This window comes from Pseudomonas neuropathica, assembly GCF_051174785.1.
GTDB classification, from domain to species: Bacteria; Pseudomonadota; Gammaproteobacteria; order Pseudomonadales; family Pseudomonadaceae; genus Aquipseudomonas; species Aquipseudomonas neuropathica_A.
In genome coordinates, this window is sequence record NZ_CP195111.1 from 2,210,227 (window position 1) to 2,226,269 (window position 16,043).

The 16,043-nt window shown below is 58.3% G+C and carries 17 protein-coding genes and 1 pseudogene; 5 read left to right on the plus strand and 13 right to left on the minus strand.

Going from position 1 to position 16,043, the window contains the following annotated elements:
• Positions 1–3 precede the first annotated feature (3 nt).
• From cyoD to hmpA, 6 genes are all read right to left on the minus strand, one after another.
• A complete protein-coding gene (gene cyoD, locus ACRRSD_RS09940) occupies positions 4–339 on the minus strand; it encodes a cytochrome o ubiquinol oxidase subunit IV (RefSeq protein WP_007916940.1) in 336 nt (111 codons plus the stop codon).
• Complete coding sequence (gene cyoC / locus ACRRSD_RS09945; RefSeq protein ID WP_007916943.1) at positions 339–962, minus strand: cytochrome o ubiquinol oxidase subunit III; 624 nt, start codon at positions 960–962, stop codon at positions 339–341. Before cyoC ends, cyoD begins: the two co-directional genes overlap by 1 nt.
• Positions 963–965: 3 nt before the next feature.
• Entirely contained in the window at positions 966–2,996 is a 2,031-nt protein-coding gene (gene cyoB, locus ACRRSD_RS09950; RefSeq protein ID WP_103304511.1) for a cytochrome o ubiquinol oxidase subunit I, read from the minus strand.
• Between the two features lie 3 nt (positions 2,997–2,999).
• Positions 3,000–3,941 carry a ubiquinol oxidase subunit II gene (gene cyoA / locus ACRRSD_RS09955; RefSeq protein ID WP_007916947.1) on the minus strand — a complete coding sequence of 314 codons (942 nt, stop codon included), beginning with the start codon at positions 3,939–3,941 and terminating at the stop codon, positions 3,000–3,002.
• Positions 3,942–4,781: 840 nt separating this feature from the next.
• Positions 4,782–5,291 (minus strand): disulfide bond formation protein B, encoded by a 510-nt coding sequence (locus ACRRSD_RS09960; RefSeq protein WP_223028089.1) that lies wholly within the window; start codon positions 5,289–5,291, stop codon positions 4,782–4,784.
• A 238-nt stretch (positions 5,292–5,529) separates the two neighbouring features.
• The gene (gene hmpA / locus ACRRSD_RS09965) at positions 5,530–6,711 is read right to left on the minus strand and encodes an NO-inducible flavohemoprotein (protein ID WP_435037960.1); all 1,182 of its coding nucleotides are present in this window, start codon (positions 6,709–6,711) and stop codon (positions 5,530–5,532) included.
• Positions 6,712–6,875: 164 nt separating this feature from the next.
• Between hmpA and norR the strand changes: the two genes are divergently transcribed.
• The 5 genes from norR to ACRRSD_RS09990 all read left to right on the plus strand — a co-directional run bounded on the left by norR (position 6,876) and on the right by ACRRSD_RS09990 (position 11,458).
• Positions 6,876–8,435, plus strand: coding sequence for a nitric oxide reductase transcriptional regulator NorR (gene norR, locus ACRRSD_RS09970; RefSeq protein ID WP_435037961.1), 1,560 nt, complete (start codon positions 6,876–6,878; stop codon positions 8,433–8,435).
• Between the two features lie 318 nt (positions 8,436–8,753).
• A complete protein-coding gene (locus ACRRSD_RS09975; RefSeq protein WP_007916955.1) occupies positions 8,754–9,656 on the plus strand; it encodes a chemotaxis protein CheV in 903 nt (300 codons plus the stop codon).
• A 27-nt stretch (positions 9,657–9,683) separates the two neighbouring features.
• Entirely contained in the window at positions 9,684–10,142 is a 459-nt protein-coding gene (locus tag ACRRSD_RS09980) for a GNAT family N-acetyltransferase (RefSeq protein ID WP_435037962.1), read from the plus strand.
• A gap of 156 nt (positions 10,143–10,298) precedes the next feature.
• Positions 10,299–10,625: a hypothetical protein gene (locus ACRRSD_RS09985; protein ID WP_435037963.1), complete on the plus strand. Its 327-nt coding sequence runs from the start codon at positions 10,299–10,301 to the stop codon at positions 10,623–10,625.
• 83 nt (positions 10,626–10,708) lie between these two features.
• A complete protein-coding gene (locus ACRRSD_RS09990; RefSeq protein WP_435037964.1) occupies positions 10,709–11,458 on the plus strand; it encodes a YkgJ family cysteine cluster protein in 750 nt (249 codons plus the stop codon).
• A gap of 114 nt (positions 11,459–11,572) precedes the next feature.
• On the opposite strand, the gene ACRRSD_RS09995 is transcribed toward ACRRSD_RS09990, so the two are convergent.
• The 7 genes and pseudogenes from ACRRSD_RS09995 to ACRRSD_RS10025 form a co-directional block, all read right to left on the minus strand.
• Positions 11,573–12,655: a methyl-accepting chemotaxis protein gene (locus tag ACRRSD_RS09995; protein ID WP_435038495.1), complete on the minus strand. Its 1,083-nt coding sequence runs from the start codon at positions 12,653–12,655 to the stop codon at positions 11,573–11,575.
• A 225-nt stretch (positions 12,656–12,880) separates the two neighbouring features.
• A pseudogene (locus ACRRSD_RS10000) lies at positions 12,881–13,162 on the minus strand (PAS domain-containing protein); the annotation flags it as partial.
• Between the two features lie 151 nt (positions 13,163–13,313).
• Positions 13,314–13,553 carry a hypothetical protein gene (locus ACRRSD_RS10005; protein ID WP_095050660.1) on the minus strand — a complete coding sequence of 80 codons (240 nt, stop codon included), beginning with the start codon at positions 13,551–13,553 and terminating at the stop codon, positions 13,314–13,316.
• 111 nt (positions 13,554–13,664) lie between these two features.
• A complete protein-coding gene (locus tag ACRRSD_RS10010) occupies positions 13,665–13,970 on the minus strand; it encodes a type 1 fimbrial protein (RefSeq protein ID WP_435037965.1) in 306 nt (101 codons plus the stop codon).
• A gap of 129 nt (positions 13,971–14,099) precedes the next feature.
• Positions 14,100–14,519 (minus strand): hypothetical protein, encoded by a 420-nt coding sequence (locus tag ACRRSD_RS10015; protein ID WP_435037966.1) that lies wholly within the window; start codon positions 14,517–14,519, stop codon positions 14,100–14,102.
• Complete coding sequence (locus ACRRSD_RS10020; protein WP_435037967.1) at positions 14,482–15,111, minus strand: nucleotidyltransferase domain-containing protein; 630 nt, start codon at positions 15,109–15,111, stop codon at positions 14,482–14,484. Before ACRRSD_RS10020 ends, ACRRSD_RS10015 begins: the two co-directional genes overlap by 38 nt.
• Before the next feature lie 191 nt (positions 15,112–15,302).
• The gene (locus ACRRSD_RS10025) at positions 15,303–15,665 is read right to left on the minus strand and encodes a DUF6124 family protein (RefSeq protein WP_038362862.1); all 363 of its coding nucleotides are present in this window, start codon (positions 15,663–15,665) and stop codon (positions 15,303–15,305) included.
• Between the last annotated feature and the right edge of the window lie 378 nt (positions 15,666–16,043).

Genomic DNA, 16,043 nt, shown 5'->3' on the forward strand with positions numbered 1-16,043 from the left:
ACCTCACTTCGCCATCATGTAGGTGTGGATGCTGAACATGATCCACAACGACAGGCCAACCAGCAGCACGATCACGATCGCCGTAAAGACGAATGCAATCACGTTGTTACGCTGAGCAATGGAACGGTCCAGGTGCAGGAAGTAATACAGGTGAACAATCACCTGGATTACTGCGAACAGCAGAACGATTGCCAGCGTGGTGGCCTTCGGCAGGCTCGGGTACATCACCAGACCGAATGGAATCACGGTCAGGATCACCGACAGGATGAAGCCAATGGCGTACGACTTTACGCTGCCGTGGCCAGCATCATGGCTGTCATGGGAGTGTGCATTAGCCATTACAGAGTCCCCATCAGGTAAACAACGGTGAATACGCAGATCCACACCACGTCCAGGAAGTGCCAGAACAGGCTCAGGCAGCTCAGACGGGTCTTGTTGGTCGCCGTCAGGCCATGCTTGTTGACCTGGTACATCATGATGCCCATCCAGATCAGACCCGCCGAAACGTGCAGACCGTGGGTACCGACCAGGGTGAAGAACGCGGACAGGAAGCCCGAACGGCTAGGACCGAAACCCTCGGAGATCAGCAGGTGGAACTCGTTGATCTCCATGGCGATAAAGCCTGCGCCGAGCAGGAAGGTCATGAACAACCAACCCAGGACCGCCTGCTTCTTGCCTTTGTACAACGCCAGCATGGCGAAGCCGTAGGTGATCGAACTGAACAACAGCAGAGCGGTTTCGCCCAGCACGTATGGCAGTTCGAAGATGTCGTGGCCCGACGGGCCACCGGCAACGTTGTTTACCAGTACTGCGTACACCGCGAAGATCGACGCAAACAGAATGCAGTCGGTCATCAGATAGAGCCAGAAACCGTATACGGTCATCTCGCCCGAGTCGTGGTGATGGTCATCGTGCCCATGGTCACCATGGGCGTGTCCAACATTGGTCACTAAGTTCGACATGGTTTAAGCCTGTTCCAACGAGGTTTCAACACGGGTGGCACCGGCCGGGATTTTCCCTGCCGCAACCAGACGCTTGTGCTGCTCGGCTTCGATACGCTCGATCGTTTCAACCGGAACCATATAGCCCTGGTCGTCACGTGCAGCGTGGATCACGAAGTAGATGACGGTGCCGGCCAGGCTGGCGATCGCCAACCACCAGATGTGCCAGATCATCGCGAAACCGAAGACGGTCAACAGTGCGCCCATCACCACGCCAGTGGCGGTGTTGTTCGGCATGTGGATCGGCTCGTACTTGGCCGGACGCTGGTACGCAGTACCGTTTTCCTTGGCTTCAGTGAACGGGTCGATGCAGTCAGCCTTTGGCAGCACAGCAAAGTTGTAGAACGGAGGTGGCGACGAGGTCGACCATTCCAGGGTGTGTGCATTCCACGGGTCACCGTGATCGCAAACGTTCTCTGGCTTGTTACGGTCACGCACGCTCACATAGAGCTGGATCAGCTGGCAGGCAATACCCACAGCGATCATCACCGCACCGAACATGGCAACGTACAGGTACGGTACCCACTCAGGGTTGGTGGTGGCATTCAGACGACGGGTCATGCCCATGAAGCCCAGTGCATAGAGCGGCATGAACGCGACGAAGAAGCCCGAGATCCAGAACCAGAACGCTGCTTTACCCCAGCCTTCGTGCAGCTTGAAGCCGAACGCTTTCGGGAAGTAGAACGCGAAACCTGCGATGTAACCGAATACCGCACCGCCGATGATCACGTTGTGGAAGTGCGCGATCACGAACAGGCTGTTGTGCAGCACGAAGTCAGCACCCGGGATGGCCAGCAGTACGCCGGTCATGCCGCCGATGGCGAAGGTCACCATGAAGCCCAGCGTCCACATCACCTGGCTGGTGAAGCGCAGACGGCCCTGGTAGATGGTGAACAGCCAGTTGAACAGCTTCACACCCGTCGGGATGGAAATCAGCATCGTCGCCAGACCGAAGAAGGCGTTGACGCTGGCACCCGAACCCATGGTGAAGAAGTGGTGCAGCCAAACCATGAAGCCCAGTACCGAGATCGCGCCCGAGGCGTAGATCATCGAGTGGTGGCCGAACAGTTTCTTGCCGGTGAACGCCGAGATCACTTCCGAGAAGATGCCGAATGCCGGCAGGATCAGGATGTAAACCTCAGGGTGGCCCCACGCCCAGAACAGGTTGACGTACATCATTGGATTGCCACCAAGTTCATTGGTGAAAATGTGGAAATCCATGTAACGGTCAAGGGTCAGCAGTGCCAGGGTAGCGGTCAGGATCGGGAACGAAGCCACGATCAGAACGTTTGCCCAGGTGCAGGTCCAGGTGAAGATCGGCATGTCCATCAGTTTCATGCCAGGGGTACGCATTTTCAGTACGGTCGCGAGGAAGTTAACCCCCGTTAGCGTCGTACCTAACCCGGATAACTGTAGCGCCCAGATGTAGTAGTCCATACCCACGCCAGGGCTGTACTGCAGACCCGACAATGGTGGATAGGCAACCCAACCGGTCTTGGCGAATTCGCCGACGCCCAGGGACAGGTTGATCAGTACTACGCCGGATACCAGCAGCCAGAAGCTCAGGGAGTTCAGGAACGGGAACGCAACGTCACGCGCGCCGATCTGCAGCGGCACTGCAAGGTTCATCAGGCCGGTGAAGAATGGCATCGCCATGAAGATGATCATGATCACACCGTGAGCGGTGAAGATCTGGTCATAGTGTTCAGGTGGCAGGTAGCCAGGCGAACCCTCGGTGGCCATGGCCAACTGGGTACGCATCATGATGGCGTCGGCAAAACCGCGCAGCAGCATGACCATGGCGACGATGATGTACATCACGCCGATTTTCTTGTGGTCGACCGAGGTCAACCACTCGGTCCACAAGTAGGTCCACTTCTTGAAGTAGGTGATTGCAGCGAACAGCGCCAGACCACCGAGGGCGATCATGGCGATGGTCACCATCACGATCGGCTCGTGGAATGGGACTGCTTCCCAACTTAATTTACCAAACATCGTTTACTCCTCTGCCCCGGCAGCTGAATGCGAACTCGAGTCAATTTCCGTGGCCGCGACTTCTTTCTCTTTCTTCTCGTGCTTCAGCGGCTTGCCCGGCTTCATACCTTCGTACTTGTCGACGATGATCTGGAACTGGTTCGGCGTGACCGAGGAGTAGAGCTCGACTGGGTTGTTCTGGCTCGGTTTGGCAAGTGCCGCGTATTCAGCTTGATCAAGCTGTTTAGGTGACTTCTTGACTTCACTTACCCAGGCGTCGAAATCTTCCTGAGTGGTGGAGATAGCTTTGAACTTCATGCCGGTGAAACCCGCGCCGCTGTAGTTGGCGGAGATACCGTCCATTTCAGCGTTACGGTCAGCGATCAGGTGCAGTTTGGTCTGCATGCCCGCCATCGCGTAGATCTGGCCGCCCAGACCCGGGATGAAGAACGAGTTCATCACAGCGTCAGAGGTGATCTTGAAGTTGATTGGCGTGTGCGCCGGGAACACGATCTTGTTGACCGTGGCAATGCCTTGTTCCGGGTAGATGAACAGCCACTTCCAGTCCAGCGCGACCACTTCGATGGTCACAGGCTTGACGTCGGACTGGATCGGACGATACGGGTCCAGTTCGTGGGTCGAAATGTAGGTGATGTAACCCAGGGCAATGATGATCAGGACCGGGATGGTCCAGACTGCCACTTCGATCTTGGTCGAGTGCGACCATTTCGGGGTGTAGACGGCGTTCTTGTTCGACGCGCGGTACTTCCAGGCGAACAGGAAGGTCATGACGATAACCGGCACGACGACCAACAGCATCAGCAGGGTCGCGGTGATGATCAGGTTTCGCTGTTCCAGGCCAACCTGGCCCGTTGGATTGAGCAAGGTCATGTTGCAGCCTCCCAGCAACAACGTGCCGAGCAGCGGCACTAGGCCTAGTAATCTGGGGTACCTGTTTTTACTCATCTCACGACCTCTAAAGCAGCTTGCGCAATGCAGTTGGGTTTTGATCGCCAACACTTCACCCTGCCAAGGGTTGGCATTTTCTTTGGATTGAATAAGGGCCGCCCGTCGCGCGTCAGACGCTCGACAAAACCTGGGACAGCGGTCAGTTCTTATTCGAATTCGTGGTCAAAGGCCTTGTTACAGACCAATTCCATTTGGTGCGGAAAGTTGGAAGGCACCGACACCTGGGTGTCTTGGAAGCCTTGCGACTCACTCGACACCCGACTTTCTGCGCAGCGCCTTAATAAAGTGTTCCTTAATAAAGGCTGAACAGTGCCGGGAATTCAGTGCGGGCGATTGTAGATAGGTAGCGCCCTATACACCATGTCTTATCCCGAAATAATTTTTATCGATTCGAGCAACAATCCATCGCCATTTTTGCAAAAGTTCCGCATGTTATCGAAAACATTTCTCAACAAAAACACCAAAAAATGTAGGTGTACCCGCGTCAGTTCAGACAGCTCTGAAGGCTTTTTCCGAACGCTGGAACAGCGCAAGCCCCGATAACCCAAGGCTTTTGGCCATATGCCAGCGCTTGTTAAAACTGCCTGCTCTGGCACTCGCGTGCTAAAGCCGAAAACCGCTGAAACGGGCCAATCCTTTTTTGTAACAACGGCCGATTCCGCGTCACTAAAGCGGCCTGCGACACCGCGTGTGTGACAACATGTCGCACACCTGCCGCACCCCGCCTTGCCGTCCGTCACGGTGTTTTCACAAACACTCTGAAAGGCAAAACGCCCCGATTGGCTGATCCGCAAATCGGGGCGTTTTCTGTATCGGCCAGATAGCCGATTAGTTGATTCAGCGCAGTGCTTTTCGGTTACGCGAGGTCAGCAGCGGCACCAGAATGACCACCAGCACGAACGCCACGAGCGCCCATTGCGCGAGCGACAGACCGAGGATCGGCGGATACGGCGTCGAGCAGAAACCGTCGACCTGGAAGCCCAGCGGGAAGATCTTTGCCAGCGGCAGATCATCGACAATCGGCTGCAGCACATCGATGCCGCAGCTCACCGCCGGATAGAACTGGGTGTACACGTGATGCCCGGCCACACCGGCCCCGGCAATCGCGCAAAGCACCACCAGCACCTCGAATACGGTGATGCTACGACGCGTGCGCATGGCCGCGCCGATGAACGCGAACAGCGCGATCAGCAGCAACGCGTAGCGCTGCAAGATGCACAGTGGGCACGGTGCTTCACCGAGCACGATCTGCATGTACAGGGCACCGCCGATCAGTGCCAGGCAGATGATGCCCAGCAGCACCAGAAAGCGCCGCTCACGTCCCAGTCGAATCGTTTCCTCGCTCATCGCGTTTCCTTTATATGTCCATGGTTCAGCTGACTCGCGGCTGAAAGTTGTCGCAAGTCTACACCGGGGCAATAAACGATAAAGCGGTTAAGAAACGATTAACCTTTAAACAGAATTCAAGAATCGAGACCGCATAACGGCCTTCGCGAGCAAGCTCGCTCCCACATTGGATCTGCGTCGAACACAAATCCCCTGTGGGAGCGAGCTTGCTCGCGAATGACGACAACCCGGTTTCAGATCACTCCAAAGCCGCTGCCGGCCCAAAGAATTCATAACGGCTTTGCTGCTCCGGCACACCCAACGCTTTCAAATGCCGCTTGATCGCGCCCATGAAACCCTTCGGCCCGAGGAAGTAAGCGTCGACATCACGCTCCTGGGGTAACCACTCGCCCAGCAGCGCCTGATCCAGCATCCCGACCTTGTCCGCCGCAGGACTCACACCGTCATCTTCGGCGTAGCAGTAAAAACGCTTGAATTGCGGATGACGCGCCGCCAGCTCATCAATCCAGTCACGGAACGCATGCACGCTGCCATTGCGCGCGCAGTGGATAAAGTGCACCGGCCGCTCGGTTTCCAGCGCCGCTTCAAGCATCGCCAGGGTCGGTGTGATGCCGACGCCGCCGCTGATCAGCACCAGTGGCTTGTCGCTCGCAGTCAAGGTGAACTCGCCCGATGGCGGGAACAGCTGAATGCTCGCACCAACATGCAGTTGATCGTGCAAGTGGTTGGACGCCCGGCCACCTGGTTCGCGTTTAACGCTGATGCGGTACTGACCGTTGTTGGCCAGTGCCGACAACGAATAATTGCGGCGAATTTCTTCACCGTCGAGGATCAGCTTCATGCCGATGTACTGACCCGGATCGGCGGCCAGAATCGGGCCTTTGTCTGCTGGTTCGAAGTAGAACGAAATGATTTCCGCGCTCTCCTCGACTTTCGCCGCAACAATGAACTCACGCGCCCCGCGCCAGCCGCCGACGGCTTGTTCTTTTTGGTCGTAGATGGCGGTTTCGGCGCCGATCAGGATGTCAGCCAGTTGCCCGTACGCCGCGCCCCAGGCGCTCATCACTTCGGGCGTAGCGATCTCTTCGCCGAGCACTTCGGAGATGGCGCGCAGCAAACAGGCACCGACAATCGGGTAGTGCTCCGGGAGGATCTGCAGGGCGACGTGCTTGTTGATGATCTTCGCCACCAGATCGCCCAACTGGTCGAGCTGATCGATGTGCCGCGCATACATCAATACGCCGTTAGCCAAGGCCCGTGGCTGGTCACCGCTGGCCTGGTGCGCCTGGTTGAACAGCGGGCGAACTTCCGGGTATTCAGAGAGCATCATGCGATAGAAGTGCGTGATCAACGCTTCACCGCCGCTTTCCAACAGAGGCACGGTGGATTTGACGATGGCACGATCCTGGACGCTAAGCATAAGAATGACTCCTGAGCTTTCTTGAAAAGTTACCTTAGGGTTATCAGGTTTCGTGCCAACTTATTTATCCATATAAATCAACAGGTTGAAAATAACGTAGTCATAAAGACTCAAAGCGCCTTATAGTCATCCCGACTACATCTTGTCTCTTTGACTACAAGACCATGACCGCCAAATCCCTGCTCACTGCGCTACTGCCTCTCGTCTCCGATTTGTCCCGCGAACTGCCCGAGGGCGAGCGCTATCGACGCTTGCTCGAAGCCATGCGCGCCCTGCTGCCCTGCGATGCCGCCGCATTGTTGCGCCTCGACGGCGAAGCACTGGTGCCGCTGGCGGTGGACGGTTTAAGCACCGACACCCTCGGCCGACGCTTCAAAGTCAGCGAACATCCGCGTTTCGAAATTCTACTGAGCGGTGCCGGACCCACGCGATTCGCCGCCGACAGCGACTTGCCCGATCCTTATGACGGTCTGGTCGACGGCCTCGACGATCACCTCGAAGTCCATGATTGCCTCGGCTGTCCTTTATTTGTCGATGAAAAACTCTGGGGCCTGATCACCCTCGATGCCCTTGATCCCGAGCGTTTCGAACCGATCGAACTCGACGCCCTGCAAGCCTTCGCCAGCCTCGCCTCGGCCACGGTCAACGCTGCCGAACGCATTCAACGCTTGGCCAATCGCGCGGAAGACGAACACCAGCGCGCCGAAGTTTATCGTCAGGCCAGCGGCCAGCAGAACCGCGAGATGATCGGCCAGAGCAAGGCGCTGAAGAAGTTAGTGGAAGAGATCAATCTGGTCGGCGGCAGCGATCTGACCGTGTTGATCACCGGCGAAACCGGGGTCGGCAAAGAACTGGTCGCCCAAGCGATCCACGCCGCTTCACCGCGCGCCGACAAACCGATCATCAGCCTCAACTGCGCCGCGCTGCCGGATACGCTGGTAGAAAGCGAATTGTTCGGCCACGTGCGCGGCGCCTTCACCGGCGCCACCAGTGACCGTCGCGGCAAGTTCGAACTGGCCAATGGCGGCACACTGTTTCTCGATGAAGTCGGTGAGTTGTCGCTGACTGTGCAGGCGAAATTGCTGCGCGTCTTGCAGAGCGGTCAGTTGCAGCGGTTGGGCTCGGACGAGGAACATCAGGTCGATGTGCGTCTGATTGCCGCGACCAACCGCGACCTGGCTGAAGAGGTGCGCAGCGGTCGCTATCGTGCCGACTTCTATCATCGTCTCAGTGTGTACCCGCTGCGCGTGCCGGCGCTGCGTGATCGCGGCCGCGATGTGTTGCTGCTCAGCGGTTTCTTCCTCGAACAGAATCGCTCGCGCATGGGCCTCAACAGCCTGCGCCTGAACAGCGACGCCCAGGAAGCGCTGCTCGCCTACACTTGGCCGGGCAACGTGCGCGAGCTCGAGCACTTGATCGGGCGCAGTGCGTTGAAGGCGCTGGGCAACTGCAAAGTGCGACCGAAGATCCTCAGTTTGAGCGCGGCGGATCTGGATTTGCCGCGTGAGGTTGTGGATAACTCGGTTGAGGCTGTTGCCGGTGTGGTGGCTGAAATGCCGTTGATCAGTGGGGATTTGCGCAGTGCGACCGAGCAGTATCAGCGGAGGTTGATCAGTGCGGCGCTGGAACGCAATCAGGATAACTGGGCGAGTGCGGCGCGGGAGTTGGGGCTGGATCGGGCGAATCTTGGGCGGATGGCCAAGCGGTTGGGGATGAAGAGCTAAAAGCACACCCTCACCCTAGCCCTCTCCCGGAGGGAGAGGGGACTGACCGAGGTGTCTTGCGCCATACGCCGACCTGAAACATCGAGTCGATTATGGATTCGGCAGAGCAGGTTCAGGTCGGTGAATTACTACAATATCCCCCAATCGGCCCCCTCTCCCTCCGGGAGAGGGCTGGGGTGAGGAGCTTTGGCTTTGGCTTTTGATCTGAACCCCACCCGACAACTAACCTAAAGCCCACCCCTTTAACGCCGATAACCCGGCATCAATAGTTTCTGGCGATTTCCACCCTCGCCCACCACCTTTCCACAGAAGGTTCATATGTCCTCCACCAAAGCCCGCGCAGACTCACTTTCGCTTCTGCTGTTTACCTTGCGCAGCGGCAAGCTGATGGCGATCAACCTGCTAAAAGTCAGTGAAATCATTCCCTGCCCGCCGCTGACCAAACTGCCGGAGTCGCACCCGCACGTGAAAGGCATCGCCACCTTGCGCGGTGCCTCGCTGTCGGTCATCGACCTCAGCCGCGCCATCGGCGAACGCCCGCTGGAAGACCCGAACGGCGGTTGCCTGATCGTTACCGACGTCAGCCGCTCGAAGCAGGGCCTGCACGTGCAGGCAGTCAGCAAAATCGTTCACTGCCTGACCACCGACATCAAGCCGCCGCCGTTCGGTTCCGGCGGTTCGCGCGCCTACATCACCGGCGTGACCTCGGTGGACGGCACGCTTGTACAAGTTCTCGACATCGAAAAGGTTATCCACAGCATCGCCCCGGCGCAGATCGAAATGGCCCCGACCGACCTGAGCATGGAAGACGCTGATGTGCTCGGCAATGCGCGCATTCTGGTGGTCGATGACAGCCAGGTGGCGCTGCAGCAATCAGTGCACACCCTGCGCAACCTCGGCCTGCAATGCCACACCGCGCGTAGCGCAAAAGAAGCCATCGACTGCCTGCTCGACCTGCAAGGCACCGCGCAGCAGATCAACCTGATCGTCTCCGACATAGAAATGTCCGAGATGGACGGCTACGCTTTCACCCGCACCCTGCGTGAAACCCCGGACTTCGCCCATTTGTACGTGCTGCTGCACACCTCGCTCGACAGCGCGATGAACAGCGAAAAAGCGCGGCTGGCCGGGGCGAATGGCGTGCTGACCAAGTTCTCCTCGCCGGAACTGACCCACTGCCTGATCGAAGCGGCCAAACACGTCGCCGCCCACGGGCACTGAGTCTTGGCCGAGACGTATTGTTTTTTGATGCGGCGCGATCTTGCCAAGGGCGCGCCGGACGCGCTTTGGCCTCAAGGGATTGAACTGGGCACGTACTCCGTCGAACTGGCGGCGGACGTGCATCATTTGATGCAACTGGGCTACCGCGAAGGCGGCGGCCGGGTGCCGGCGCTGGACACTTGGCAGCAGCAATTCGAGACCGATCCTGAATATGATCCATCGCTGTGCTTTATTGCCCACGATGCCGAAGGCGTGGTCGGCGTGGCGCAATGCTGGACCAGCGCCTATATCAAGAATCTGGTGGTGCATCCGCGCATGCAGGGGCGCGGATTGGGCCGGGCGCTGCTGCTCAATGCATTCAAGGTGTTTCAGCAACGCCGTGAAGGGTTTGTTGATCTGAAAGTGCTGGAAGACAACTGGCGGGCGCAGCGCTTGTATGAAAGTGCCGGGATGTATGTGGTCCGCCGCGAGCTGGTGCCGGACTGATTAAAGTCAAAAGATCGCAGCCTTCGGCAGCTCCTACATGGATATGCGGTTCCCTGTAGGAGCTGCCGAAGGCTGCGATCTTTTAGCGGTGTTCCAGGCAACAAAACTCTTTAGGCAGACTCCAACCTTGGCCACCCACGACCAAGGATGCCCCCCATGAAAGCCATCACCTTAAGCCTGCTCTGCCTCACCGCCCTCACCTCCCAGGCCCACGCCTCCAGCCCCGACGCTTGGGCGGCCTACGACAAAACCGTGCTCGCCAGTTGCAGCAAAGCCAGCGGCCTGAAAAACGCCAAGCCCGTCGGTACGCCCGCACAATTCGACGACCGTGTCGGCTACACCGCCGTTCTGCTGCAAGGCCAATACCCGCAAAAACACATGAAAGGCCAGCAAGGCACCGAGCTGTGCCTGTACAACAAAACCTCGAAAACCGCATTCGTCACCGAGTGGGACTCGATCCGTCCGACCGGCAAAACCCAGTGAATGGCGCATAATTTGCTTCGATCCAGGCCTGTGCGGTGGTTTTTCGCCACCGCTTCACGCCCTGATTGAAGACAGATCGCTCAATGAACACGACATTTTCCTGCGTAGGCTGCGGCAAATGCTGCACCGATCACCATGTCCCGCTAACCCTGGCCGAAGCCCGCATGTGGGCGGCGGATGGCGGTCAGGTGATCGTGTTGGTCGAGGCCTTTCTTGGTAATGGCCTGGGTTTGCCGGCGCAGCAGCGTGAACATGCCGAACGTCGCTCAGTGGTCGTTCGCAGCGGCGCAACGGACGCCCATGTGGCGATCACCTTTGCCGCGTACAACGTTGGCCCCTGTCGGAATCTTGACGAAGACAAGCTGTGCCGGATCTACGAGCGGCGCCCGTTGGTGTGCCGCATTTATCCGGCGGAAATCAACCCGCATATCCCGCTCAACCCCGCCGCCAAGGATTGTCCGCCGGAGTCCTGGCAACAGGGGCCGGTGTTGATTGCCGGCGGTGAGTTGGTGGATCAGGAACTGGTGGAGTTGATTCAGCGCTCGCGCCAGGCGGATCGGGATGACATCGGCATCAAGGACGCGATTTGCGCGATGCTCGGGATTCGCACCACGGCACTGAAGGGTGACGGGTTTACGGCGTATTTGCCGAATATGGGGGTGTTTGCCTCGGTGATTGATCAGGTAACTGCACAACCGTTAACGACCGTGCCGAGTGAGTGGGTGTTTCATTTGTCCGGGGATGATGTGGCCGGGCAAGTGCTGGCGGCCGGGGCGCAGGTGGTGACTGAACCGGCGCAGACGTATGCGTTTATCTCGCTGCGGGCGGCTTGATCCAGATGCTGCATAGCGGCTGATGGCCCTTTCGCGAGCAGGCTCGCTCCCACAGGGGATCGCATTTCAACTGTGGGAGCGAGCCTGCTCGCGAAGACGTCAGCCAGAACAACCTCAGTCCCGAACCTGCCGCCGCCCCCAGAACTCCCGCGCCAACAACCGCAAATCCCCCGCCAATCCCGCCACATCCTCGGAGTTGCGCTGACTCTGCCGCCCCTCATCCACCGTCACCTCGCACGCCGTGCGAATGCTGACGATGTTGCGATTGATGTCCTCGCTCACCGCACTCTGCTGCTCCACCGCTGCAGCAATCTGCAGGCTCATCTCGGTGATCTGCTCGACCCGCTCGCTGATCCCGCTCAGCGCCCGTGCCGCGCGTTGCGCCTGCTCGACGCTGTTATCCACATGCTCGCTGCTTTGCTGCATAACCATCACCGCATCGCGCGCACCGTTTTGCAGGGTGCTGATCATCCGCTGAATCTCGTTGGTCGATTGCTGCGTGCGTTGCGCCAAGCCGCGCACCTCATCAGCGACTACCGCAAAACCGCGCCCGGCATCGCCGGCACGCGCCGCTTCAATCGCCGCATTGAGCGCCAGCAGATTGGTCTGCTCGGCGATACTGCGGATCACCTCGAGCACACCGGAAATCTCGCTGCTGTGTCCTTCAAGCTGATGAATCACCTCAGTCGCCCGGCGCAACTCCTCGGCCAGACGCAACACCGCACTGCGACTTTCGCCCACCAGCAAATGCCCTTCGCGAGTTTCGGTCCCGGCCATGTCCGCCGCTACGGAAGCCTGCTGGGCATGACTGGCCACCTGCGCGACGCTGGCCGCCATTTGATGAATCGCTGCCGCGACCTGATCGGTTTCCGCCTGCTGCGCGAGTGAACTGGTGTGACTGCTGTGCAGATGATCGACCAGTTGCGCGGCATGCCCGGCCAATTGTTGCGAGGCATCGCCGATGCGCCCGACGACCGCGCCGACCTGCGCCTCAAGCATCTGCAAGGCAAACTCGATCTGCCCGAACGCGTCGCGCCGTCCGGTGTAGATAGCCTGGCTCAAGGGATTGTCCGCGACCTTGCGCGCACGCTCGGTCAGTTGTTCCAGCGGTCGCAGAATCCAGCGCACGGCCACGGCACAGAGCCCACTGCCGACGACAAATGCCACACCGTCCAGCCACGCAGACTCCGGCCGCACCCAAGCCTCGGCGCCCAACACAACGCCAAGCAATGCACTGGCCAACGCCGTAATCTTCGTCCGCACACTGATGTTTGGCCCCGACCACCGCGCCCTTCGCTCACCACGCAACTGCGCATACGCCAGCTCTGCCGCTGCGACCAACCGCACATCCGGCCGCGTGCGCACCGACTGATACTCCACCGCCACGCCGTTCTGCGTCACCGGTGTGACGTAGGCACTGACCCAGTAGTGATCACCATTTTTGCAACGATTCTTCACCAGCCCCATCCACGACCGCCCACATTTGAGCGTCTGCCACATATGCGCAAACGCCTGCGCCGGCATGTCCGGATGACGCAGCAGGTTATGCGGGGTTCCAAGCAATTCGTCACGGCTGTAACCGCTGATCTTGATGAAGTCGTCGTTGGCGTAGGTAATCGCGCTGGTCAGATCGGTGGTCGAGAGAATGTTCGCGTCCAGCGCCACATCGACATTGCGACCGGTCACCGGGAGATTGATCTTCATGGGATAGCGCGCTCGTTTTATTGGAAAGAGTCGGCAGGGCTGCTGACTCTAAGCGCACCAAATGGTGAAACGTTGATCTGGCTCAGGAACTGAGCACTTAGCCATCACTGTGATGAAAAATCACAGCGATGGCCGCAGGCGGGATTAAAACTCAGCGCTTGCCCATCGAACGACGGGTACCCGGCGGCGCCATGCCCGGGGTCTTGGTGTGGCCATTCTTGGCGCCGTTCTTGTACCAGGGCTGGTTCGAGCCTTTGGCTGAGGCCAGCTCGCCCGGCTTGAACGGAAATTTGAACGCCGGGATTTCGGCTTTGGTTTCGCTGGTGTCGGCCAGTTCAGCCGGGACATCGCTCACAGCGTCGTCAACCGGCGGCAGGGTCGGGGAAGTCATAAAAGCTCCGGAAAGCAAAAAGTCGGGCCCGATCATTGAGCCGCGAAGGCGCGCAGTATACCTGTGCGCCATCGCTCGGCACCTGAAGATTTGCAGCGCACGCCGAACGGTTTACAGGTAACTGATGATGACGATGCCTTTATCGGTCGAGGTCTTGAGTGCTTCGTAGCGCATGGAAATCGGCAGCGCCTGACGGCTGCAGGCATTGCGATCAGTGTCGACATCGACTTTCACACCGGGCTTGATTTCGATCTGGCGAGACTCACGAGACGCCAACGCCCCGACTGGTCCGACCTGACAGCCCGAATCGACGATTTGTCCGGTAAAGCGAATCTCGCCGGATTGACTGGCAGGCGCTGCAAACGTAGTGAGTGGAAGCAAGAGAAGCACAGATGGCAGAGCGGTTTTCAGCTTCATTTCAAGACACTCCCGGGGTGAGCGGCCCAGAGAGATATGCGCCGTGCGCGGCCTGAGCCATACAAGCTGTATCCGCTCATAGAGGCGGATCTTTAAGAGATTAGTCAGGATCGCAAGCCGTGCCGAATGTCAGTTCATTCGTTGCTGGACGTTACTCAACAATTGCGAGGCGCTTTCCAACAACTGCGCCAGAAGCGCGTCATCCTCATTCATATACCCTTCGTATTCCGCGAGATTGCGCCGCTCATGACACAACGCGAACAATCGCACCTGAACCTTGCTGATATGCGCCGTATGCACCAGACACTGAAAGACCAGATAGCGTTTATCCGATCGATAGCCACTCAATCGGAGCGCCGTCAGCGCCAACGCGTGCGCTGCGTTATAAGCCAAGTCGAAACGGCTGGAAAAAGACAACGTTGAAGTTTGCGCATCCTTGAGCCGATCCACGGCCGAGCGCATCAAGCCCTCACACTCCTTGCGATCCGGCGGCTCCGCTTTCAGCCCACCGCTACGTAGAAGATTCTCCAGACTCTCGTTGCTGCCCATCCTTGGACTCCAAAGGGTTTGCCCCTAACAGATCGATTTTTTCCTGCTGCACCACCCGCACGACAAAGCTGTTTTGCGCAGCCAGTTTCGCCGCCCAGTCTTGCGGGGTGTAAAGCGTCGGATTGATGGGACGACCCAATTGCTCCTCCATGGGCATGAGCCGTTCCATGACTTCACTGTAGTGCAGGCCTTCGCCGATCAGCATGAGATCAATGTCACTGAGTGTGTTTGCTGTGTCTTTGGCGATGGAACCATAGACAAACGCCCAAGTGATCTGCTCGGTAAACTGCTGCAATGCCTGACGCAGAGGCTCGGCGATGGCAAACGTCTTGCGAGCGATGCCCAGCAGTTCGGCATAGATGGGACAGGTGGGATTGGCCTGGTAATGGTTCTGATTGCCCACCCTCGTCATGCGCAACACACCGGCTCGCTGCAGACGGTCGAGTTCACGCATGAGACTGCCTTTGCCAACACACGCCCAGCGCACGATCTCGTTGGCATAGAAAGTCTGGTCAGGCTTACCGAACAGCAGACCCAACACTTTTTGTTGAGTGGTGGTAAACAGCGCTTCGCTTAGAGAGATAGTTTCCACTGTGAAGGCCAAAGAGTCCCAAAAAGGGAACGATAGGTCCCTTTTTGGGACTTATCAACCTTGCGAATATTTCCAGAGACTGCCCACAGAACAATCGCCATCGCAAACAGGCTCACACCTACATCTGGATTGCGATCCCCTTGTAGGAGCGAGTTTGCTCGCGAAGAACGATGACGCGGTGTTCAGACGGATTACGTTTGCGGATCAACCCGATCCAGCGCCCGGTTTACCGCAAGTTCGGCGAGCATGACGATCTGCTGGATCGCCAGCGCCGTACTGCGCTGCGGGCGACTGAGCTGATCAGCCAGATCACCGGCCATGACATTGGCTGAAGCCAGCGATTCGCAGGCGTGGGCCAGCAGGCTTTCGGTGTCGATGTTCGGGTGGATGAGGAACATCGTACTGGGCTGACGCGGTTTGACCGGTTCGGGGCAAAGGTAGAAATCGAGAGCGCGCTTGATGGCTTCGCGGGTTTTGAGCTGGTCGTCGGCGCGGATGGCGTCTTCGAGTGGGGTGGTGGGATCGATGGGTGGATCGGGTACGGGCTTAGTCATTTACTCAGTCCTCACTGATTGGAGCCAACAATTACCGTTTCTCACGCGGCGAATTGGGTGGCAGCTACGTACGGGGTGAGAAACCGGGCAAGGACCAGTACAACCTCCGGCCGGACCGAAGTCCGCCCGTACATAGCCGCCATAAAAATGCAGGCAGCAATCAGCTGGCGCCGATTATGACGGTACTGGTATTGGAATAATACTTAGCCCGGGTTCTCACACCCGATCGCCGAGTTTTCGGCGACAACCAAAGACTAGAGAGCGCACGTCCGACGGACAACCTGAAAACCTTGTGGGAAGGTTCTGGTTATTTGACACAAATTTAAACAGCCAAAAGCCAACCCTCACCCTAGCCCTCTCCCAAAGGGAGAGGGAACT